A 20,638-nucleotide genomic window follows, 5' to 3' on the forward strand; every position below is an offset into this window, starting at 1 on the left:
CTTCAATAATATTGAAAAAGGAAGAGTATGAGTATTCAACATTTTCGTGTCGCCCTTATTCCCTTTTTTGCGGCATTTTGCCTTCCTGTTTTTGCTCACCCAGAAACGCTGGTGAAAGTAAAAGATGCTGAAGATCAGTTGGGTGCACGAGTGGGTTACATCGAACTGGATCTCAACAGCGGTAAGATCCTTGAGAGTTTTCGCCCCGAAGAACGTTTTCCAATGATGAGCACTTTTAAAGTTCTGCTATGTGGTGCGGTATTATCCCGTGTTGACGCCGGGCAAGAGCAACTCGGTCGCCGCATACACTATTCTCAGAATGACTTGGTTGAGTACTCACCAGTCACAGAAAAGCATCTTACGGATGGCATGACAGTAAGAGAATTATGCAGTGCTGCCATAACCATGAGTGATAACACTGCTGCCAACTTACTTCTGACAACGATCGGAGGACCGAAGGAGCTAACCGCTTTTTTGCACAACATGGGGGATCATGTAACTCGCCTTGATCGTTGGGAACCGGAGCTGAATGAAGCCATACCAAACGACGAGCGTGACACCACGATGCCTGCAGCAATGGCAACAACGTTGCGCAAACTATTAACTGGCGAACTACTTACTCTAGCTTCCCGGCAACAATTAATAGACTGGATGGAGGCGGATAAAGTTGCAGGACCACTTCTGCGCTCGGCCCTTCCGGCTGGCTGGTTTATTGCTGATAAATCTGGAGCCGGTGAGCGTGGGTCTCGCGGTATCATTGCAGCACTGGGGCCAGATGGTAAGCCCTCCCGTATCGTAGTTATCTACACGACGGGGAGTCAGGCAACTATGGATGAACGAAATAGACAGATCGCTGAGATAGGTGCCTCACTGATTAAGCATTGGTAACTGTCAGACCAAGTTTACTCATATATACTTTAGATTGATTTAAAACTTCATTTTTAATTTAAAAGGATCTAGGTGAAGATCCTTTTTGATAATCTCATGACCAAAATCCCTTAACGTGAGTTTTCGTTCCACTGAGCGTCAGACCCCTTTCATTCACCATATATAGGTTACTCTTTTAATTACAAACTGCGATGACAGTTGTAAGGAGACCCTGTATGGCTAACTATCAAAATATGCTTGTTGTTATCGATCCCAATCAGGACGATCAGCCAGCATTGCGGCGAGCTGTTTATTTGCATCAACGGATTGGTGGCAAAATTAAGGCATTCTTACCGATCTATGACTTTTCCTACGAGATGACTACCCTTCTCTCGCCTGATGAGCGAACAGCGATGCGTCAGGGTGTTATCAGTCAGCGAACTGCGTGGATTCGTGAGCAAGCAAAGTACTACATTGATGCAGGCGTTCCTATTGAAATCAAAGTGGTCTGGCACAACCGGCCTTTTGAAGCCGTGATTCAGGAAGTTATCAGCGGCGGTCACGATCTGGTTCTGAAAATGGCGCACCAACACGACCGTCTGGAAGCCGTAATTTTTACCCCGACCGACTGGCACTTGTTACGTAAATGCCCATGCCCAGTGTGGATGGTGAAAGACCAACCGTGGCCAGAAGGTGGTAAAGCGCTGGTGGCGGTGAATCTTGCCAGTGAAGAGCCATATCATAATGCGCTTAATGAAAAACTGGTGAAAGAAACCATACTTTTGGCTGAAAAGGTTAATCACACCGAAGTCCATCTGGTGGGCGCTTATCCGGTAACACCAATCAATATCGCTATTGAACTCCCCGAATTTGATCCAGGCGTGTACAACGACGCGATTCGTGGGCAGCATTTGTTGGCAATGAAGGCGTTGCGACAAAAATTCGGTATTGATGAAAAAGTCACGCATGTCGAAAAAGGACTACCAGAAGAGGTTATCCCGGATTTGGCTGAACATTTACAAGCTGGGATTGTAGTTCTCGGTACTGTTGGACGCACCGGTATTTCTGCGGCGTTTCTGGGTAATACCGCCGAGCAGGTTATTGACCATTTGCGCTGTGACCTGTTGGTGATTAAACCCGACCAGTATCAAACGCCTATCGAACTTGATGACGACGAAGACGATTAAACACTGAACTTACCGGATGGCGAGTTTCATCAGCCATCCGGTTTATCACGATTATGCTTTATCTTCCCCGCCAAGCAGATAAATCCCCAGGGGAATGGCCAGCAGAACAGTGAATACCAGGCTATAGACAAAAATCATAGAAGACTGGATAAAATACATTGAAGTCGTCCACTCGGAGAGCGGGATATTGTACTGCTCAATCACGCCACCAATGGTTGCGCGTGTCACTATCGACGCCGCAATGACAAATACCCCCAGCAGACACAATAGAAATTTTTTCCCTTTTGCGGTTTTCAGCGTTGTCCAGATCATTACCCTACCCTTTTCGATAAAACATATGCTACATGACGATAACAATATCATGGCATTCACTCTCTGTCTGCCATTAAAAATTGACATTTAATTTACACTTTAAAGGTTGTCCGTACTTTGAGCTAATCGCGCTATTTCCCGACCTTTCGATAGATGACCTGAATGTTTGCACACGGTAAAATATTCTCGCCCAGAGTATTTCGGCTAATTAGCCGAGCATGGAGGAACAGAGATAATAATGATTACTCAAATATTTATCGTTAACGCCCTGAATCTGGCGATTGTTTTCGGAAGCTGTGCAGCATTGGTGTTGATGAGCTTTTGGTTTCGCCATGGGCAGAAAAGAAGAAAAGGCTTTGTATTTCATGCCGCTCAATTCTTTATCTATGCGGTCATTATCGGCGCAATTGGTAACATTGTTAATTATGTGATTGCAACGTATAAAATTAATTTTATCTCTTCCGATGCAATCGATTTTATTTGTACATCATTAATTGCGCTTATTTTAACCGTTAAACTGTTTTTGTTGATCAATCAATTTGAACGCAAACAGATCAAAAAAGGTCGAGATGTGACCAGTGCGCGGATTCTTTCGCGCATAATTAAGATCACGATAATTATGGTGATTGTATTGCTCTATGGTGAGCATTTTGGCATGAGCCTTTCTGGTCTGTTGACCTTTGGTGGTATCGGTGGTCTTGCTGTTGGTATGGCAGGGAAAGATATTCTAAGTAATTTCTTTTCCGGGATTATGCTTTATTTTGACCGCCCTTTCAGTATCGGCGACTGGATCCGTTCTCCTGACAGAAATATTGAAGGTACGGTCACCGAAATTGGCTGGCGGATTACCAAAATTACGACATTTAATAACCGCCCACTCTACGTGCCCAACTCCTTGTTTTCTTCTATTAGTGTGGAAAACCCCGGCAGAATGACCAACCGACGGATAACCACAACCATTGGTTTACGTTATGAAGATGCCGCAAAGGTGGGAACAATTGTAGAAGCGGTGCGCCAGATGTTGCAGACACATGAAAGCATTGATCAACATCAGACGTTACTGGTGTATTTCAATGATTTTGGTGATTCGTCATTAAACATTATGGTTTATTGTTTTACTAAAACCACCGTCTGGGCCGAATGGCTGGCAGCGCAACAGGATGTTTTCCTGAAGATTATCGATATTGTCCAGGCGCATGGCGCAGATTTTGCGTTCCCAAGTCAGACGCTGTATCTGGATAACTCGACACCCCAGCAAATTAACGAGAAATAACGTTAATTTTGTCTAGAAAAACTGGCGCCCAAATGCGCCAGTTTTACTTTGAAAGATGTCTACACTAAATAATTCGAGTCGCAGCACCTGCAACGAGTATATCAGTGCTCAACAACATACATTGTGCGGCTGTAGGCAACATCTTCTGCATTGTTGATCGGATAACCTTTCAGCCACGGTTTAATTAATCGACCATTAGTGTACTGATAGATTGGTGCAATAGGTGCCTGCTCCATCAATATTTTTTCCGCAGAATTATAATCAGCATTCCTTGCCTTTTCTGTATTCTCCAGCGAAGCCTGATTAATTACCTTGTCATAAGCCGGATTATTAAACCGTGAAATATTGCCTGAGTGCATTGAGGTTAACAATGACAGGAAAGTTGACGGTTCATTATAATCGCCTACCCAAGAAGCGCGGATGACATCAAAATTGCCGGTATTACGGCTATCAATATAGGTTTTCCATTCCTGATTTTGCAGTTTAACATCAACGCCGAGATTCTTTTTCCACATTGACGCGACCGCAATCGCGATCTTCTGGTGATTCTCAGAAGTGTTATACAGCAGTGTCAGTTTGAGCGGTTTTTGAGGGCCATAACCTGCCGCACTCAGCAATGTTTTTGCCTGTGCATTGAGTTCTTCCTGGCTCATCTGCTCAAATGGCGAAGGTTCAGGTGTAAATCCTGCGGTAACATCAGGGGTAAAATGCCATGCCGGTTTTTCACCTGTACCCAGTACTTTTTCTGCAATCAGACGTCTGTCGATAGTCATACTCAGCGCCATACGGACACGTTGATCCGCAGTTGGCCCCTTCTGAGTATTAAACGCATAATAGTAAGTACCTAACTGCGGCGGTGTATAAACCTGCCCCGGAATATCCTTCAGCAATTTTTGGTAGAGATTTTTCGGGAACGACTCGGTGATATCAATATCACCGGCCAGATAACGTTTTGTTGCGGCAGACTCCTGATTGATTGGCAGGAAAGTGACTTTTTGCAGCACCGTTTTACCGTTATCCCAGTAGTGGCTATTAGGAACAACAACCAGTTTTTCGTTGACCACCCGCTCTTTTAACACAAACGCGCCATTACCAACTAAATTGCCAGGCTTTGTCCACTCTTTGCCACTTTCTACATTCGCTTTTTTTACCGGATAAAAAGCAAAACTGGCGGTTAAATTAGCAAACCACGGTAATGGCTTATCGAGATGCACTTTAAGTGTACGGGCATCAACGGCTGTTACCCCCAGTTTATCTGGTGTGGTTTTACCGTCGATTATCGCCTGAGCATTGTTAATTCCGGCAAGTGCAGCAAACCAGGCAAAGGGAGATAATGTCTTCGGGTCAACCAGTCGCTGCCAACTATAAACAAAATCTTCCGCAGTCACTGGCGTACCATCAGCCCATTTTGCGTCATCACGCAGGGTAAAAGTCCAGATACGGTTGTCGTTGCTTTTCCACTGAGTAGCAACACCGGGAACAATTTCCCCCTTCTCATTCTGATTAACCAGCCCTTCAAACAGGTCCCGGATAACCTGAATCTCGGGTAATCCTACCGCTTTCGCCGGGTCTAATGTCGCTGGCTCATCCTTGATATGGCGCACAATCTCTTGCTTCTTTGCGAGCACTGTTCCATCGGGAACATCTGCCGCCCAGGACAAAGAAATGCTGCTAACCAACAGCGCACAACACGTTACTGAAACAGAGTGCCTCATCTGGGTTCCCTCAATCCGGCTTTTATTTAGATGCGTAATTATTTGTTTCGCCTTAAAGAATTGCAAATACCTTGTAATAAAAAATTGATATGACACGTAACATTCGCGCTACGTGAAATCAATTTGCTTCCTGACAAATTTTGCACAACACTGCGAGTAAATAATTGCAATGGTTGAGACGATGATGACTGTTACTCGCCCGCGCGCCGAACGTGGCGCATTTCCTCCCGGAACTGAACACTATGGTCGTTCTTTATTAGGTGCACCACTCATCTGGTTTCCGGCTCCCGCCGCCAACAGTGAAAGCGGATTGATTCTGGCTGGCACTCACGGCGACGAAAACTCTTCCGTGGTTACCCTTTCCTGCGCATTACGCACTTTAACGCCTTCATTGCGCCGCCATCACGTGGTGCTCAATGTTAACCCTGACGGCAGCCAGTTAGGGCTGCGGGCGAATGCCAATGGAGTTGATCTCAACCGCAATTTCCCGGCAGCTAACTGGAAAGCGGGTGAAACTGTATATCGCTGGAATAGTGCTGCGCCAGAACGAGACGTGGTACTGCTCACGGGGGATGCACCAGGTTCAGAACCTGAAACTCAGGCACTTTGCCAACTTATTCATCGTATTCAGCCTGCGTGGGTTGTTTCTTTTCACGACCCGCTGGCCTGCATTGAAGATCCACGACAAAGCGAATTAGGCGAGTGGCTGGCCCAGGCATTTGAGCTGCCATTAGTGACCAGTGTCGGTTACGAAACACCAGGATCGTTTGGCAGTTGGTGTGCAGATCTCAATTTACCCTGTATCACCGCCGAGTTTCCGGCCATCTCATCAGATGAAGCCAGCGAGAAGTACCTGTTCGCGATGTCCAACCTACTACGCTGGCATCCTAAAGATGCACTTGTCCGGTCGTAAAATGCAGATGTGGCTCCACATCCATTGCCAGCCAGGTGGGGCCATCAAGATCAGCAAAACTGACCTGAGGAACAAGCGGCAAAGCGGCGCTAATCGCACGTGAAGTGCAGAGCATACAACCTAGCATCAGACTGAATCCCTGCGCCTTAGCTTCGGTGGCCAGTGCCAGTGCCTCAGTCAAACCGCCAGTTTTATCCAGCTTGATGTTGACCATTTCATAACGCCCTTTCAGCGCTTTAAGGTTGCTACGGGTATGGCAACTCTCATCAGCACAAATTGGCAGAGGATGAATGAAGTTCTCCAGTGCGGCGTCGTCCTGGGCAGGAAGCGGTTGTTCAAGCATTGCCACGCCCAGATCTGCCAGCAACTGGCAACGTGCCGCCAGTCCCTCAGCGCGCCAGGACTTATTGGCATCGACAATGATCGTGGCTTCAGGTGCTGCTGCACGTATTGCCACCATTCGCTCACTGATCAAATGACTATCAAGTTTCACCTTCAGTAACGTCGCGCCCTTATTCCACAAAGCGGCAGCACTGGTGGCCATCTGCTCGGGAGTACCAATCACGACAGTCTGTGCCGTAGTAATGGTTGAATTTAGTTCAATGCCCAGTAACTCTTCCAGTGTTTGCTGTTGCTGCCGGGCCTGAAGATCCCATAACGCACAATCGACAGCGTTGCGTGCGGCGCCTGCCGGTAACAACTGCTGTAGCGCTTCACGGGTTAATCCCTTTTCCAGTTGCGGAACGATCTCCATGATTTGCGCCAGTACCGAAGCATCGCTTTCGCCATAACGCAGATATGGCGTACATTCTCCTACGCCTTTTACGCCATCCTCCTCCAGTTCGACCACCACAACATGCGCTTCGCTGCGACTGCCACGGGCAATCACAAACGGGGTATGTAATGGCCAGGCTTCTTCATAAACCTTTACAGATCTCATCTCTTCTCCTTCATGCGATACCAAAAGATCAGGCGTAAATAGCGTTTGATGTGTTATAGACTGTTGGCATAAAATAGTGGTGACGTTAACTATATGTAAATAGGAAGATAACCATGTCACAAACCGTTCATTTCCAGGGCAACCCGGTTGCAGTCGCAAACTCCATTCCTCAGGCGGGTAGCAAAGCGCAGCCTTTTACTCTCGTGGCAAAAGATCTGTCTGACGTCACACTGAGTCAGTTTGCTGGCAAACGCAAAGTGTTAAATATTTTCCCAAGTATCGATACCGGCGTATGCGCAGCATCGGTACGTAAGTTTAATCAACTGGTAACAGAAATCGACAACACGGTTGTGCTGTGCGTTTCTGCTGACCTGCCGTTCGCTCAGTCTCGTTTTTGCGGTGCAGAAGGTTTAAATAACGTCATCACCCTCTCTACTTTCCGCAATGCTGAGTTCCTCAAAAATTATGGTGTAGAAATCACCGACGGCCCGCTGAAAGGTCTGGCAGCACGTGCAGTTGTCGTTATTGACGAAAATGACAATGTTGTTTTCAGCCAGTTGGTAAATGAAATCACCACCGAACCGGATTACGACACCGCACTCACTGTGCTGAAAGCGTAAGAAGCGAAAAGCCTGATAAGCAACTCTGCTATCCTGCTATCAGGCTTTAACATTACTCTTCGCTTTTTTTCTGATTCAGACCATATTCACGCAATTTATTGGCGATGGCGGTGTGCGAAACCCCCAGCCGTTTTGCCAGCTTACGTGTGCTGGGATAATTACGATACAGTTGTGTCAGCACCGAACGTTCAAAGCGGCTGGTGATCTCATCCAGCGAACCTTCCATCGCATCTTCACCGACAGCCACCGTGGCGACATCATAGTCTGGTAACAGAATATCCTGCGAGCGCAGCTCATAACCATCCAGTTGCGTTAATGCTCGATAGATCGCATTTTTTAACTGACGCACGTTTCCAGGCCAGGCATAACGGGTCAGTACGGTATTGAGATCGGCGGCCAGTTTTGGTCTCGGCACGCCTTGCTCATCAGCAAAACGGGCCACGAACAACTCCGTCAAAGGCATAATATCTTGCGGGCAATCGCGTAGTGGCGGCAGATTTAGTGTCAAAACGTTAAGGCGATAATAGAGATCTTCCCGGAACAGGCCTTTTTGTACCAACTCAACCAGGTTTTTCTGCGTCGCGCAAATCACCCGTACATCCACATGAACTTCGTGGTCCTCACCAACACGGCGGAAAGTACCGTCGTTAAGAAAACGCAGTAGTTTGGTCTGCATACGTGGTGACATCTCGCCAATTTCATCCAGCAGAACAGAGCCACCATTCGCCTGCTCGAAGAAGCCTTTTTTGCCTTCCGGTGCGTGACCAAACAGTTCACTTTCAACGGCGTCTTCCGGGATAGAAGCACAATTAAGCGCCAGATAAGGTTTCCCCGCTCGTGGACTGGCCTGGTGGCACGCGTGAGCAAAGAGATCTTTACCTGTGCCGGTATCACCGGTAATCAACAGTGGCGCACTCAGCATCGCCAGTTTGCGCGCCTGCTCAACTACATGTTTCATTTTCGGGCTAACGGCGACAATCTGACTGAAAGCGCTAACATCTTGAGAGGTGATGTTTTGCAGCTGACGCCCCATCCGAATGGTAGAACGCAACATCACCACCGCGCCTGTCAGCACGTGCTGATCGTTTTCATCCTGCAAATACACAGGCGTGATTTCCATCAGGAAGTTTTGCCCGTTAATCACCACATGTTCGTTATGTGATGTTTGCGGATTACCTTCCAGCCAGCGCAGAAAATTAAAACCATTAATCAATTGCGCGGCGGTATGGTTACGCAGGCGATCGAGATGTTGACCAAAAAGTTGACAACTTGCCGGGTTAGCAATCTCAACCTTACTTTTCATATCCAGCGATAAAACAGGTTCCGGAAGAGCTTCAAGTAATGCGCTGAGCGCCAGATGCTCACGCTCAGAAGGCATCCAGGGAACAGTGCGAACATCTGTAACGCCGGAGATACGGCGAATTTCAGCCATCAGGCTACTGAATGTATTGAACTCCAGTTCAGCGAAGTTAAGGTAAATTCGCCCGATGGGATCGATCTCAATACCGCGTAAATCAATGCCACGTAGCACAAGAATATCGAGCAGTTCGCGGGTCAGACCGAGCCGGTCTTCACAAAAGACTTCCAGACGCATGGGAACCTTCACCTGAATAATGAATCATTAGATAAGATGATAAGCCACTCTGAGGGAAGCAGGAAGAACTCTGTCAACAAATATTGACAGAATGACGGAAAAATGGGCGTTGTGGCGTAAAGTTATACGTTTAACGCCCATTCTTAATTAATTTTCGCGTCTGGTTGGTGCTTTCTGTAACGTCTCCTTGAGTTGACCAATCAATTGACGGCGGAAATCCCCCAATCGCGGTTTATCATCATCAAGCCACGGCAATGGACGACACAACTCCATGGCCTTAATGCCCAGACGCGCAGTTAATAAACCTGCACCAATACCTTGTGCTGCGCGCGTTGACAGTCGTGCAGCAAGATCTTGCGACATCCAGTCCATCCCTACTTCCCGCACCAGCTCACTGGCTCCGGCAAAAGCGATGTTCAACAAGACCAGGCGAAATAAGCGCAAACGACTGTAATACCCCAACTCAATGCCATACAGCGTTGCGATACGGTTGATAAGACGTAAATTGCGCCAGGCAATGAAGGCCATATCCACTAATGCCAGCGGACTTACTGCAATCATCAATGTAGACTCTGCTGCACTACGGCTGATCTCCCGCCGCGCCTGAGCATCCAGCACGGGCTGCACCAAATGTGCGTACAAAGTCACGACCTCACGGTCATTTTGTGTTTCGTGAATCGAGGCATACCAGCGTTGCAGCGCCGGATGTGACTGATCGATTCCCGCCTGCTGCGCCAGTTTTTCGCAAAACGCGCGCCCTTTCCCGGCGCCGTGACTGTGCAACAAATCGCGCGCTTCATCGCGTTCATGAGCACGCTGGCGCAAGCGCCATAAGCGTCGCCACTCTGTCACCACAGACCCTACGCCTGCACCAATAATCAATGCTCCTGCGGCACAGCCGCCCAGGGCCACCCAGTCCTGAGTTTGCCAGGCGTTCATCGTCCACTGCACACCCTGACCAACAACGCTTGCACCAAACAGCGCCAGTCCGCCCATCACCATTTTGCGCCACAGACTGCGTTTCGGACGTAGCGCCGCATCCATCACTGCTTCAACTTGCCCTTCTTCTTCCGGCGCTTCGTCGAGTGTGGCTGGGGCAAAATTTTGCGCCTGATTTTCGTCAAAGGTCTGCTGCGCCTTAAATTTAGGGCTCTGATCGACCTCCAGTGGACCGTCGAAATCAATACGTGGTTTTAACGGTTCGGTCATCGCAATTTATCTCCTATTAAAAATTCCAGCGCAGCATCAAGGCGAATATGCGGCAACGGTTTGTCGACATCCATCACCTGCGGGCGAAACGCCTCAAACTGGAAGCCTTGCTTATCCCAGAACGCCTGGCCAGGCAAACGTGCGGGAACTTCGCCAGGATACACAGTGAGCGGTGCACCATCACTGAGCCGATTACCGCGCAGCGCCGGGATTTTCTCACCGTTAACATCAATAATGCCGCTAGTGGTCGCCTGAACTGACGCCAGCCCCAGGCAGTCCATACTGATCCCTTCGAACGCCGCATTTTGCCAGGCATCCTGAATCAGTTGTTGCAGTAATGAAACCATATTGGCGTGTTGATCGATGGTCACATGATCCGCTTTAGTGGCAGCAAACAATAGCTTATCGATAACCGGCGAAAACAAGCGCCGGAACAAGGTACGCTGCCCATAGTGGAAGCTTTGCATCAGCTGCGTCAGCGCCAGACGCATATCATTAAATGCTTGTGGCCCACTGTTGAGCGGTTGCAGGCAGTCCACCAGCACAATCTGCCGATCAAAACGCAGGAAGTGATTTTTATAGAACCCCTTCACCACTTTCTCGCAGTAATAATTAAACCGCTCGCGCAGCATTCCGGCATTGGTATGCTTATCGGCCTGCGCCAGTTTGGACTCGCCCCAGACATCGACATCCGGCCACGGGAAGAATTGCAACGCGGGCGCACCTGCCATATCGCCCGGCAAGACAAAACGCCCAGGCTGAATAAAGTGCAGCCCCTGTTGTTTGCAGTGGTGGAGATAATCGGTCCATGCGGCAGCAATGTCTGCAAGACGGTTTTCGTCGGCAGGTGCTAGTGGGTCCAGCCCTTCGCACATCATTCGCCATTTTGCCGACCATTCGCCGCGCTGACCATTGAGTAAGCCCGTCATCTGGCGCGACCAGCTTAAATAGTCCTGCGCCAACATCGGCAAGTCGAGCAGCCATTCTCCTGGGTAATCAACAATCTCCAGGTAAAGAGTCGAGGTGTCTTTAAAATGGCGGAGTAATGAATCATTGGATTTGTAACGCAAGGCAAGACGAATCTCGCTCACCCCACGTGTAGGTGTCGGCCAACCTGGAGGTTCACCATAAAGTTGAGCGATCCCTTCATCGTAAGTAAACCGAGGAATACCAAAATCACGCTGAGGAATACGCTTTACACCCAACAAGCGTTCTTCCCGTACCGCACTTAATAACGGTAAACGAGCGCCAGCATGAATATTGAGTAATTGGTTAACCATAGCAGTGATAAACGCGGTTTTACCGCTGCGGCTAAGACCTGTCACCGCAAGGCGCAAATGCCGATCGACACTGCGATTGACCAACGCATTAAATTCTGTTTTGAGTCGCTTCATTGCTGTCCTGTTATTTTTTAATCAACCGCAGGCATTACTGAGAAACCGATTCGGGAATTATCTGACTTAATGATTTGATGAGACAGAGCGGCGTATTTTACGCCGCCTGTTAGATCTGCGGAAATTACTGTTCTTTCACTTTCGGCATATCAATACGATCAATGCCCCCCGCATTCTGGGCGTTAGTGTAGCCCATATCGATCAAAATCTGTTTTGCCTGGCCCGACTGACGGCCACCATTACAATAGAGTTTTACGGTGTCGTTCTTATCCGGGACGACTTCTGCAATACGTGTTTTAACATCTTTTAGCGGAATGTTGGTCGCCCCTTCGATATGTTCCTTTTGATACTGCTCAGGAATACGAACATCAATCCAGTGTTCAGCAGCAAAAGTGGGTACAGAAAACGCCAGAGCCAGTACAAATAACCCTTTTTTATACATCTCAGCATCCTTATGGTGAGTAAAAAACGGCAATCACTATACGCCTTTTTGTTAATGAATAATGCGAATCGGAACTCAACGCTTATAGCGACGTGCCACTTTATTCGCTGTACGGGTTAACAATGGTTCCAGCGCAAACGCCAGCAACATTTTCAGTGGACGGCGGGCGACAGATTTTACCGCCCAGCCCGCAATACCTGCGGAGCCGTAGCGCAGAGCAGTCAGTAAGAGCAGCTTGCCTGCTAATTTAAAACCAGGCTTGACCTTTTGCCCGACATGTTGCCAGCGATTATTCATTCGTTACCTCACAATTGACGAAAACGGCTGCGTAGTGTGAATGTATCTGATGTCACGTAGCGTTCCATATCTCGCAGTCGTTGTTCGCCTTCAGCCAGTTGACGATCTACTGCATCCAACAATTCACTACTGGTGGGTTGCACTTCACCGGAAGCCATATTGTCCGGCATCGGGTCAAGGACAAACGATAAGACGATATAACCGACCAAAGTAAACAGGGCCATACCAAAGAATATTGATAACACCACGACCAGAATACGTACCCACTTCACAGGGACGTCTAAATAGTTGGCGATCCCGGCGCAGACACCCTGTAGCATCCCCTGCTGCGGAATACGCCAAAGTTTTTTATTGAGGTTGATACTCGCCATTAGCGATCCCTCCAGTTCGGATGTTCAGCATCAAGAATATCTTCCAGGGCCTGAATACGTTCGCGCATCCGTTTTGCTTCATCGCTCAGTTGCGCTAATCGTTGCTGTTCACTTTGCGACAATTCACCACGGTTAGCGCGGTTGCTGTAATGCAGCCACAACCAGACCGGTAACACAAACAGCACAAAAATGGTTAATGGAATAGCCAGAAATAGCGCGCTCATAAGTACTCCTTACAGGTGATGAGCGGCGGCGCTTTCAGACGCCGCCTTAAGTTATTATTGATTATCTTGTTTCATTTTGGCTTTTAACTGCGCCAGCTGCTCGCTGATTTCATCGTCAGCTTTCAGATCAGCGAACTGCTGATCAAGCGACTTTTTCTTCCCAAAACTGTGGCTTTCTGCTTCAGCTTCCATCTGGTCGATGCGACGTTCAAACGATTCAAATCGCGCCATTGCTTCATCCAGTTTGCCGCTGTCCAGTTGGCGACGAACATCACGTGATGAACTGGCTGCCTGGTGACGCAACATCAAAGCTTGCTGGCGAGCACGTGTTTCACTGAGTTTATTCTCCAGCTCGCCAATCTCTTTTTTCATGCGCGTCAGCGTGTCCTCAACCAGGGTCACCTCATGCTCAAGCGTAGCGATCAGGTCCGTCAGTTTCTGTTTTTCAATTAATGCTGCGCGGGCCAGATCTTCTCTTTCTTTACGTAATGCCAGTTCTGCTTTCTCCTGCCATTCCGCCTGCTGTGCCGTTGCTTGCTCAATACGACGCGTTAACTGTTTCTTTTCAGCCAGAGCACGAGCTGAGTTGGAACGCACCTCAACCAGGGTGTCTTCCATTTCCTGAATCATCAGGCGAACCAGTTTTTGTGGATCTTCGGCTTTTTCCAGCAGTGAGTTGATGTTGGCATTCACGATGTCGGCAAAACGAGAAAAAATACCCATAACGTTATCCTCATAATTTCTGTCTTAAGCATTGTCTGCTGATGAGCTAATACAAATTGCGTGCCAGTTTTATATCTTATTGATTTTGCATAAGGTGATTGATAATTCATCACGGCCAGAGTAAGGTGAGTTAGCGAAATAGACCAACATGTGGTGATTTTCATCATGGCAGAATACAAAGATAATCTTTTAGGGGAAGCAAATAGCTTTCTTGAAGTTTTAGAGCAGGTTTCCCATCTGGCCCCGCTTGATAAACCGGTATTAATCATTGGTGAACGCGGCACAGGCAAAGAGTTAATTGCTAACCGTTTGCATTATCTTTCTACTCGCTGGCAAGGACCCTTTATCTCCCTGAATTGCGCGGCACTTAATGAGAATTTACTTGATTCAGAACTTTTTGGTCATGAGGCTGGTGCATTTACTGGCGCACAAAAACGCCACCCCGGACGCTTTGAGCGCGCAGACGGCGGCACATTGTTCCTCGATGAGCTCGCAACAGCCCCGATGCTGGTACAGGAAAAATTACTGCGTGTGATTGAATACGGTGAACTGGAACGTGTCGGTGGTAGCCAACCGTTGCAAGTCAACGTTCGACTGGTTTGCGCAACAAACGCGGATCTCCCAGCAATGGTTAACGAAGGCACATTTCGCGCTGACCTGCTCGACCGTCTGGCTTTTGATGTTGTTCAACTGCCACCACTGCGCGAGCGTGAAAGCGACATTATGTTGATGGCGGAACACTTTGCCATCCAGATGTGTCGGGAAATCAAACTGCCTCTGTTCCCGGGGTTTACTGAGCGCGCCAGAGATACGTTGCTAAACTATCGCTGGCCAGGAAATATTCGTGAATTGAAAAACGTGGTGGAACGTTCAGTGTATCGCCACGGCACCAGCGAGTATCCGCTGGATGAAATTATTATTGATCCCTTTAAACGTTCACCCGCTTTACAGGCTGTTCCACAGGCCCCCTCTTCTTTGCCTCAATTACCTCTGGATTTACGTGAGTTTCAGCATCAGCAGGAAAAAGAGTTACTGCAAACCAGCCTTGCTCAGGCAAAATTTAATCAAAAACGGGCTGCTGAATTACTTGGACTCACCTACCACCAACTCCGGGCATTGCTAAAAAAACATCAGATTTAGCCTGTCATATACGCAGTTTGCTGACATTTGCGCCAGTTATCGGTAGACATTTTTACCTGGCAGGCCATAGTGCGATACACTTTGCAGATCGAAACTAAAAACCTCAAAAAAATTATGCGCCTGGTTATATCGTCCCTGATCGTAATCGCTGGACTCCTGAGCGGAAACGCCGCAGCTGCGCCTGAACAGACTCCCCCTGCCGATATTCGTGACAGCGGTTTTGTCTATTGCGTTAGCGGGCAGGTCAACACGTTTAACCCATCAAAAGCGAGTAGCGGGTTGATTGTTGATACCCTCGCAGCTCAATTTTATGACCGTCTGCTGGATGTAGATCCCTATACTTATCGACTGATGCCTGAGCTGGCCGAAAGTTGGGATGTACTGGATAACGGTGCAACTTACCGCTTTCATCTGCGCCGTGATGTCCCGTTTCAGAAAACTAACTGGTTTACTCCAACACGTAATCTGAATGCCGATGACGTAGTGTTTACCTTTCAACGCATTTTTGACCGTAATAATCCGTGGCATAACGTTAACGGCAATAACTATCCCTACTTTGATAGCCTGCAATTTGCCGATAACGTTAAAAGTGTGCGCAAAATTGACAACCACACTGTTGAGTTTCGTCTTGCGCAACCAGACGCCTCTTTCTTATGGCACCTTGCGACACACTATGCTTCGGTGATGTCAGCAGAATACGCCACCGAACTGGCAAAAGAAGATCGTGAAGAGTTACTTGACCGCCAACCTGTGGGTACCGGGCCATACAAACTTTCTGAATATCGTGCCGGGCAGTATATTCGTCTGCAACGTCATGATGCATTCTGGCGCGGTAAACCGTTGACGCCACAAGTCGTTGTGGATCTGGGCTCCGGCGGTACGGGGCGTTTGTCTAAACTGCTCACTGGTGAATGTGATGTTCTCGCCTGGCCTGCTGCCAGTCAGTTAACTATTTTGCGTGACGATCCACGTTTGCGCTTGACGCTGCGCCCAGGAATGAATATCGCTTATCTGGCGTTTAATACCGCCAAGCCACCGCTCAATAATCCTGCTGTTCGTCACGCTCTTGCACTGGCGATCAATAACCAGCGTCTTATGCAGTCTATTTATTATGGAACGGCAGAAACGGCTGCATCTATTTTACCGCGTGCCTCCTGGGCCTATGACAACGAGGCTAAAATTACAGAATACAATCCGGCGAAGTCGCGTGAGCAATTAAAAGCGCTGGGGCTGGAAAAGTTATCGCTGAAGCTGTGGGTACCAACACGTTCCCAGGCCTGGAACCCAAGTCCGCTTAAAATGGCGGAGTTGATTCAGGCTGATATGGCACAAGTGGGTGTCAAAGTGACAATTGTTCCGGTTGAAGGTCGCTTTCAGGAGGCACGGTTAATGGATATGAACCATGATCTGACGTTGTCTGGTTGGGCGACAGACAGTAATGACCCTGACAGTTTCTTCCGGCCATTGCTCAGTTGCGCCGCCATTAAGTCGCAGACTAACTTTGCACACTGGTGCGATCCGCAATTTGATGAAGTGTTGCGTAAAGCGCTCTCTTCGCAACAATTGTCTGCGCGTATCGAAGCCTATGATGAAGCTCAGGCAATTTTGGCTAAGGAATTGCCGATTCTGCCATTGGCATCCTCATTGCGTTTACAGGCTTACCGCTACGATATTAAAGGACTAGTGTTAAGCCCTTTTGGTAATGCTTCATTTGCCGGGGTTTATCGTGAAAAAGCGAAAGAGGTGAAAAAACCATGATTATTTTCACCCTGCGACGCATTCTACTCTTGCTGGTCACTCTTTTCTTTCTGACCTTTGTGGGCTTTAGCCTTAATTACTTTACACCCCACGCACCGTTACAAGGTGCATCGCTGTGGAACGCCTGGGTTTTCTGGTTTGATGGTTTATTGCATTGGGATTTTGGCGTTTCCAGTATTAACGGGCAACTTATCTCGGAACAACTGAAAGAAGTGTTCCCGGCGACGATGGAGCTGTGCATCCTCGCTTTTGGTTTCGCCCTGATTGTTGGTATTCCCATCGGTATGGTTGCTGGAATCATGCGTGGAAAATGGCAGGATCAACTTATCAACGCTCTGGCGCTGTTAGGTTTTTCCATCCCTGTTTTCTGGCTGGCGCTGTTGCTGACGCTATTCTGTTCGCTCACGCTGGGCTGGCTGCCCGTTTCCGGGCGGTTTGATTTACTTTATGAAGTGAAAACCGTCACTGGATTCGCCCTGATCGATGCCTGGCTTTCCGATTCGCCATGGCGTGATGAAATGATGGTAAGCGCCATGCGTCATATGGTGTTGCCAGTGATCACGCTGGCAGTCGCGCCAACAACAGAAGTGATACGTCTGATGCGCATTAGCACCATCGAAGTATTCGATCAAAACTACATCAAAGCGGCAGCAACACGCGGGCTTTCGCGATTTACTATTTTGCGCCGCCATGTTTTGCATAACGCCCTGCCGCCAGTAATCCCACGTTTAGGTTTGCAATTTTCCACTATGCTGACACTGGCGATGATCACTGAAATGGTTTTTAGCTGGCCTGGTTTAGGTCGCTGGCTAATCAACGCTATTCGTCAGCAAGATTACGCGGCGATTTCTGCCGGTGTAATGGTGTGTGGTTCGCTGGTAATTATTGTTAACGTGATATCTGATATTTTGGGTGCAATGGCTAACCCGCTTAAACATAAGGAATTTTATGCCTTACGATAGCGTATACAGCGAAAAGCGCCCGCCTGGTACGCTGCGTACAGCCTGGCGCAAATTTTATGCTGATACTTCCGCAATGGTCGGTCTGTACGGTTGTGCAGGCCTCGCGATACTGTGTATTTTTGGTGGCTGGTTTGCGCCATACGGCATCGATCAGCAATTTCTTGGCTATCAGTTGCTACCACCGTCATGGTCGCGGTATGGCGAAGTCTCTTTCTTTCTGGGTACTGATGATCTCGGTCGCGATGTTTTAAGTCGTTTACTCAGTGGTGCAGCTCCCACTGTCGGAGGCGCATTTGTCGTCACTCTGGCTGCAACTCTTTGTGGCCTGGTATTAGGTGTGGTCGCTGGGGCAACTCATGGCTTACGTTCAGCGGTACTCAACCATATTCTCGATACCTTGCTGGCGATCCCTTCATTGTTGCTGGCTATTATTGTGGTGGCTTTTGCCGGGCCATCACTCGGTCATGCGATGTTTGCTGTCTGGCTGGCACTTTTGCCGCGTATCGTACGCTCGGTTTATAGCCTGGTGCATGATGAACTGGAAAAAGAGTATGTCATCGCCGCTCGTCTCGATGGCGCAACCACATTGAATATTCTCTGGTTTGCTGTTCTGCCCAACATTACCGCAGGTCTGGTCACTGAAATTACCCGCGCCCTTTCGATGGCGATTTTGGATATTGCCGCGCTGGGTTTTCTTGATCTCGGCGCGCAACTCCCCTCACCTGAATGGGGGGCCATGCTTGGCGATGCGCTGGAACTTATTTATGTTGCGCCATGGACCGTTATGCTGCCAGGTGCAGCAATTATGATCAGCGTTTTGTTAGTTAACTTACTCGGTGACGGAATACGCCGGGCCATTATTGCGGGGGTGGAATAATGCCGTTACTCGATATCCGCAATTTGACCATCGAATTCAAAACTGGCGATGAATGGGTTAAAGCCGTTGACCGTGTCAGCATGACCTTAAATGAAGGTGAAATACGCGGCCTGGTAGGAGAATCTGGTTCAGGTAAAAGTCTGATTGCTAAAGCGATCTGTGGCGTTGCCAAAGACAACTGGCGCGTGACGGCTGATCGTATGCGCTTTGATGACATTGATCTGCTTCGTCTTTCCGCACGCGAACGCCGAAAACTGGTTGGGCATAACGTGTCGATGATTTTCCAGGAGCCACAATCTTGTCTTGATCCTTCTGAACGAGTGGGTCGGCAACTGATGCAAAATATCCCGGCATGGACTTACAAAGGCCGTTGGTGGCAACGTCCAGGCTGGCGGAAACGTCGTGCTATTGAGTTGTTACACCGTGTAGGGATTAAAGATCACAAAGATGCAATGCGCAGTTTTCCTTACGAACTCACTGAAGGTGAATGCCAGAAGGTGATGATTGCCATCGCCCTGGCAAATCAACCGCGTTTGCTGATTGCGGATGAACCGACAAACTCGATGGAACCGACAACTCAGGCGCAGATATTCCGTCTGTTGACGCGTCTGAATCAAAATAGCAATACCACCATTTTGTTGATTAGCCATGACCTGCAAATGCTTAGCCAGTGGGCGGATAAAATCAACGTTCTTTACTGCGGGCAAACGGTGGAATCTGCCCCGAGTAAGGAGTTAGTGACGATGCCACATCACCCTTATACTCAGGCGTTGATCCGCGCAATTCCTGACTTTGGTAGCGCAATGCCGCATAAAAGCCGTCTGAATACGATGCCTGGCGCGATTCCCTTGCTGGAGCAATTACCTATAGGTTGTCGTCTTGGCCCACGTTGCCCCTATGCTCAACGAGAATGTATCGTGACACCACGTCTGACTGGTGCGAAAAATCATCTCTATGCCTGTCATTTTCCACTGAATATGGAGAGAGAGTGAGATGGTCGAAACCCTACTCGAAGTACGTAATCTGAGTAAAACGTTCCGCTACCGGACCGGCTGGTTTCGTCGTCAAACCGTAGAAGCAGTCAAACCGCTAAGTTTTACGCTACGTGAACGCCAGACGTTGGCGATTATTGGCGAGAACGGTTCTGGCAAATCGACGCTGGCAAAAATGCTGGCCGGAATGATAGAGCCTACCAGCGGTGAATTGTTGATCGACGATCATCCGCTACATTTTGGGGATTATTCATTCCGTAGCCAGCGTATTCGCATGATTTTTCAGGATCCCTCAACATCGTTGAATCCACGGCAACGTATTTCGCAGATTCTGGATTTCCCGCTCCGTTTGAATACCGATCTGGAACCAGAACAAAGGCAAAAGCAGATTATAGAAACTATGCGGATGGTCGGTTTGTTGCCCGACCACGTAAGTTACTATCCGCATATGCTGGCACCAGGGCAAAAGCAGCGTCTGGGGCTTGCCCGGGCGTTAATTTTACGCCCAAAGGTGATTATTGCCGACGAAGCACTGGCGTCTCTGGATATGTCGATGCGTTCGCAGTTAATCAACCTGATGCTGGAGTTACAGGAAAAACAAGGTATCTCTTATATCTATGTCACCCAGCACATTGGGATGATGAAGCATATCAGTGATCAGGTACTGGTCATGCATCAGGGAGAAGTAGTTGAGCGTGGGAGCACTGCCGATGTGCTCGCTTCGCCATTACATGAATTAACCAAACGACTTATCGCCGGTCATTTCGGCGAAGCACTAACTGCAGACGCATGGCGAAAAGATCGCTAGTATCTTGATGCAGTGGTCGG

The 20,638-nt window shown here is 48.5% G+C and carries 22 protein-coding genes; 11 read left to right on the forward strand and 11 right to left on the reverse strand.

Features of this window, described 5'->3' with window-relative positions; genetic code table 11:
• Nucleotides 1–27: 27 nt before the first annotated feature.
• Nucleotides 28–888, forward strand: coding sequence for a broad-spectrum class A beta-lactamase TEM-1 (locus EFER_RS08275; RefSeq protein WP_000027057.1), 861 nt, complete (start codon nucleotides 28–30; stop codon nucleotides 886–888).
• A 215-nt stretch (nucleotides 889–1,103) separates the two neighbouring features.
• The gene (gene uspE / locus EFER_RS08280) at nucleotides 1,104–2,054 is read left to right on the forward strand and encodes a universal stress protein UspE (RefSeq protein ID WP_000035068.1); all 951 of its coding nucleotides are present in this window, start codon (nucleotides 1,104–1,106) and stop codon (nucleotides 2,052–2,054) included.
• A 51-nt stretch (nucleotides 2,055–2,105) separates the two neighbouring features.
• Here the strand turns inward: uspE and EFER_RS08285 are convergent, their stop codons facing one another.
• Nucleotides 2,106–2,366, reverse strand: coding sequence for a DUF2534 family protein (locus EFER_RS08285; protein ID WP_000638314.1), 261 nt, complete (start codon nucleotides 2,364–2,366; stop codon nucleotides 2,106–2,108).
• A 238-nt stretch (nucleotides 2,367–2,604) separates the two neighbouring features.
• Here EFER_RS08285 and EFER_RS08290 point away from each other — a divergent pair, with 238 nt between their 5' ends.
• The gene (locus EFER_RS08290; protein ID WP_000632634.1) at nucleotides 2,605–3,639 is read left to right on the forward strand and encodes a mechanosensitive ion channel family protein; all 1,035 of its coding nucleotides are present in this window, start codon (nucleotides 2,605–2,607) and stop codon (nucleotides 3,637–3,639) included.
• 101 nt (nucleotides 3,640–3,740) lie between these two features.
• Here EFER_RS08290 and EFER_RS08295 read toward each other — a convergent pair whose 3' ends face one another.
• Nucleotides 3,741–5,354, reverse strand: a complete 1,614-nt coding sequence (locus EFER_RS08295; RefSeq protein WP_001216570.1) for a peptide ABC transporter substrate-binding protein — start codon at nucleotides 5,352–5,354, stop codon at nucleotides 3,741–3,743.
• A 184-nt stretch (nucleotides 5,355–5,538) separates the two neighbouring features.
• Here EFER_RS08295 and mpaA point away from each other — a divergent pair, with 184 nt between their 5' ends.
• On the forward strand, nucleotides 5,539–6,267 hold the full coding sequence (mpaA, locus tag EFER_RS08300; RefSeq protein ID WP_024256446.1) for a murein tripeptide amidase MpaA: 729 nt from the start codon (nucleotides 5,539–5,541) through the stop codon (nucleotides 6,265–6,267).
• Here the strand turns inward: mpaA and ycjG are convergent.
• A complete protein-coding gene (ycjG, locus tag EFER_RS08305) occupies nucleotides 6,242–7,207 on the reverse strand; it encodes an L-Ala-D/L-Glu epimerase (protein WP_001258055.1) in 966 nt (321 codons plus the stop codon). The genes mpaA and ycjG overlap by 26 nt on opposite strands.
• 113 nt (nucleotides 7,208–7,320) lie before the next feature.
• On the opposite strand from ycjG, the gene tpx reads away from it, so the two are divergent.
• On the forward strand, nucleotides 7,321–7,827 hold the full coding sequence (gene tpx / locus EFER_RS08310) for a thiol peroxidase (RefSeq protein ID WP_000084377.1): 507 nt from the start codon (nucleotides 7,321–7,323) through the stop codon (nucleotides 7,825–7,827).
• Between the two features lie 52 nt (nucleotides 7,828–7,879).
• On the opposite strand, the gene tyrR is transcribed toward tpx, so the two are convergent.
• The 8 genes from tyrR to pspA all read right to left on the reverse strand — a co-directional run bounded on the left by tyrR (nucleotide 7,880) and on the right by pspA (nucleotide 14,081).
• Nucleotides 7,880–9,421 carry a transcriptional regulator TyrR gene (gene tyrR / locus EFER_RS08315; RefSeq protein WP_001235477.1) on the reverse strand — a complete coding sequence of 514 codons (1,542 nt, stop codon included), beginning with the start codon at nucleotides 9,419–9,421 and terminating at the stop codon, nucleotides 7,880–7,882.
• A 147-nt stretch (nucleotides 9,422–9,568) separates the two neighbouring features.
• Nucleotides 9,569–10,630: a YcjF family protein gene (locus EFER_RS08320; protein WP_000138740.1), complete on the reverse strand. Its 1,062-nt coding sequence runs from the start codon at nucleotides 10,628–10,630 to the stop codon at nucleotides 9,569–9,571.
• Nucleotides 10,627–12,024: a YcjX family GTP-binding protein gene (locus tag EFER_RS08325; RefSeq protein ID WP_000825848.1), complete on the reverse strand. Its 1,398-nt coding sequence runs from the start codon at nucleotides 12,022–12,024 to the stop codon at nucleotides 10,627–10,629. Before EFER_RS08325 ends, EFER_RS08320 begins: the two co-directional genes overlap by 4 nt.
• 124 nt (nucleotides 12,025–12,148) lie before the next feature.
• Nucleotides 12,149–12,466 carry a thiosulfate sulfurtransferase PspE gene (gene pspE / locus EFER_RS08330; protein ID WP_000276955.1) on the reverse strand — a complete coding sequence of 106 codons (318 nt, stop codon included), beginning with the start codon at nucleotides 12,464–12,466 and terminating at the stop codon, nucleotides 12,149–12,151.
• A 75-nt stretch (nucleotides 12,467–12,541) separates the two neighbouring features.
• The gene (pspD, locus tag EFER_RS08335; RefSeq protein ID WP_001065407.1) at nucleotides 12,542–12,763 is read right to left on the reverse strand and encodes a phage shock protein PspD; all 222 of its coding nucleotides are present in this window, start codon (nucleotides 12,761–12,763) and stop codon (nucleotides 12,542–12,544) included.
• Between the two features lie 8 nt (nucleotides 12,764–12,771).
• The gene (gene pspC / locus EFER_RS08340) at nucleotides 12,772–13,134 is read right to left on the reverse strand and encodes an envelope stress response membrane protein PspC (protein WP_000146618.1); all 363 of its coding nucleotides are present in this window, start codon (nucleotides 13,132–13,134) and stop codon (nucleotides 12,772–12,774) included.
• Nucleotides 13,134–13,358 carry an envelope stress response membrane protein PspB gene (pspB, locus tag EFER_RS08345; protein ID WP_001274967.1) on the reverse strand — a complete coding sequence of 75 codons (225 nt, stop codon included), beginning with the start codon at nucleotides 13,356–13,358 and terminating at the stop codon, nucleotides 13,134–13,136. Before pspB ends, pspC begins: the two co-directional genes overlap by 1 nt.
• Before the next feature lie 54 nt (nucleotides 13,359–13,412).
• Complete coding sequence (pspA, locus tag EFER_RS08350; RefSeq protein ID WP_000511040.1) at nucleotides 13,413–14,081, reverse strand: phage shock protein PspA; 669 nt, start codon at nucleotides 14,079–14,081, stop codon at nucleotides 13,413–13,415.
• 165 nt (nucleotides 14,082–14,246) lie between these two features.
• On the opposite strand from pspA, the gene pspF reads away from it, so the two are divergent.
• From pspF to sapF, 6 genes are all read left to right on the forward strand, one after another.
• A complete protein-coding gene (gene pspF / locus EFER_RS08355; protein ID WP_024256448.1) occupies nucleotides 14,247–15,221 on the forward strand; it encodes a phage shock protein operon transcriptional activator in 975 nt (324 codons plus the stop codon).
• Nucleotides 15,222–15,335: 114 nt separating this feature from the next.
• The gene (sapA, locus tag EFER_RS08360) at nucleotides 15,336–16,979 is read left to right on the forward strand and encodes an ABC transporter substrate-binding protein SapA (RefSeq protein ID WP_015953432.1); all 1,644 of its coding nucleotides are present in this window, start codon (nucleotides 15,336–15,338) and stop codon (nucleotides 16,977–16,979) included.
• The gene (gene sapB / locus EFER_RS08365; RefSeq protein ID WP_000583290.1) at nucleotides 16,976–17,941 is read left to right on the forward strand and encodes a putrescine export ABC transporter permease SapB; all 966 of its coding nucleotides are present in this window, start codon (nucleotides 16,976–16,978) and stop codon (nucleotides 17,939–17,941) included. Before sapA ends, sapB begins: the two co-directional genes overlap by 4 nt.
• Nucleotides 17,928–18,818, forward strand: a complete 891-nt coding sequence (gene sapC, locus EFER_RS08370) for a peptide ABC transporter permease SapC (protein ID WP_001146143.1) — start codon at nucleotides 17,928–17,930, stop codon at nucleotides 18,816–18,818. The genes sapB and sapC overlap by 14 nt, the downstream gene beginning before the upstream one ends.
• Nucleotides 18,818–19,810, forward strand: a complete 993-nt coding sequence (gene sapD, locus EFER_RS08375) for a peptide ABC transporter ATP-binding protein SapD (RefSeq protein ID WP_001128850.1) — start codon at nucleotides 18,818–18,820, stop codon at nucleotides 19,808–19,810. Before sapC ends, sapD begins: the two co-directional genes overlap by 1 nt.
• Nucleotide 19,811: 1 nt before the next feature.
• A complete protein-coding gene (gene sapF, locus EFER_RS08380) occupies nucleotides 19,812–20,618 on the forward strand; it encodes a peptide ABC transporter ATP-binding protein SapF (protein ID WP_000230466.1) in 807 nt (268 codons plus the stop codon).
• Nucleotides 20,619–20,638 lie beyond the last annotated feature (20 nt).

This window comes from Escherichia fergusonii ATCC 35469 (genome assembly GCF_000026225.1).
GTDB classification, from domain to species: Bacteria; Pseudomonadota; Gammaproteobacteria; order Enterobacterales; family Enterobacteriaceae; genus Escherichia; species Escherichia fergusonii.

Bases quoted from the DNA above. Each gene is read 5' to 3' on its own strand.
- EFER_RS08275 (WP_000027057.1), top strand. From the start codon at position 28: ATGAGTATTCAACATTTTCGTGTCGCCCTTATTCCCTTTTTTGCGGCA.
- uspE (WP_000035068.1), top strand. From the start codon at position 1,104: ATGGCTAACTATCAAAATATGCTTGTTGTTATCGATCCCAATCAGGAC.
- EFER_RS08285 (WP_000638314.1), bottom strand. From the start codon at position 2,366: ATGATCTGGACAACGCTGAAAACCGCAAAAGGGAAAAAATTTCTATTG.
- EFER_RS08290 (WP_000632634.1), top strand. From the start codon at position 2,605: ATGATTACTCAAATATTTATCGTTAACGCCCTGAATCTGGCGATTGTT.
- EFER_RS08295 (WP_001216570.1), bottom strand. From the start codon at position 5,354: ATGAGGCACTCTGTTTCAGTAACGTGTTGTGCGCTGTTGGTTAGCAGC.
- mpaA (WP_024256446.1), top strand. From the start codon at position 5,539: ATGACTGTTACTCGCCCGCGCGCCGAACGTGGCGCATTTCCTCCCGGA.
- ycjG (WP_001258055.1), bottom strand. From the start codon at position 7,207: ATGAGATCTGTAAAGGTTTATGAAGAAGCCTGGCCATTACATACCCCG.
- tpx (WP_000084377.1), top strand. From the start codon at position 7,321: ATGTCACAAACCGTTCATTTCCAGGGCAACCCGGTTGCAGTCGCAAAC.
- tyrR (WP_001235477.1), bottom strand. From the start codon at position 9,421: ATGCGTCTGGAAGTCTTTTGTGAAGACCGGCTCGGTCTGACCCGCGAA.
- EFER_RS08320 (WP_000138740.1), bottom strand. From the start codon at position 10,630: ATGACCGAACCGTTAAAACCACGTATTGATTTCGACGGTCCACTGGAG.
- EFER_RS08325 (WP_000825848.1), bottom strand. From the start codon at position 12,024: ATGAAGCGACTCAAAACAGAATTTAATGCGTTGGTCAATCGCAGTGTC.
- pspE (WP_000276955.1), bottom strand. From the start codon at position 12,466: ATGTATAAAAAAGGGTTATTTGTACTGGCTCTGGCGTTTTCTGTACCC.
- pspD (WP_001065407.1), bottom strand. From the start codon at position 12,763: ATGAATAATCGCTGGCAACATGTCGGGCAAAAGGTCAAGCCTGGTTTT.
- pspC (WP_000146618.1), bottom strand. From the start codon at position 13,134: ATGGCGAGTATCAACCTCAATAAAAAACTTTGGCGTATTCCGCAGCAG.
- pspB (WP_001274967.1), bottom strand. From the start codon at position 13,358: ATGAGCGCGCTATTTCTGGCTATTCCATTAACCATTTTTGTGCTGTTT.
- pspA (WP_000511040.1), bottom strand. From the start codon at position 14,081: ATGGGTATTTTTTCTCGTTTTGCCGACATCGTGAATGCCAACATCAAC.
- pspF (WP_024256448.1), top strand. From the start codon at position 14,247: ATGGCAGAATACAAAGATAATCTTTTAGGGGAAGCAAATAGCTTTCTT.
- sapA (WP_015953432.1), top strand. From the start codon at position 15,336: ATGCGCCTGGTTATATCGTCCCTGATCGTAATCGCTGGACTCCTGAGC.
- sapB (WP_000583290.1), top strand. From the start codon at position 16,976: ATGATTATTTTCACCCTGCGACGCATTCTACTCTTGCTGGTCACTCTT.
- sapC (WP_001146143.1), top strand. From the start codon at position 17,928: ATGCCTTACGATAGCGTATACAGCGAAAAGCGCCCGCCTGGTACGCTG.
- sapD (WP_001128850.1), top strand. From the start codon at position 18,818: ATGCCGTTACTCGATATCCGCAATTTGACCATCGAATTCAAAACTGGC.
- sapF (WP_000230466.1), top strand. From the start codon at position 19,812: ATGGTCGAAACCCTACTCGAAGTACGTAATCTGAGTAAAACGTTCCGC.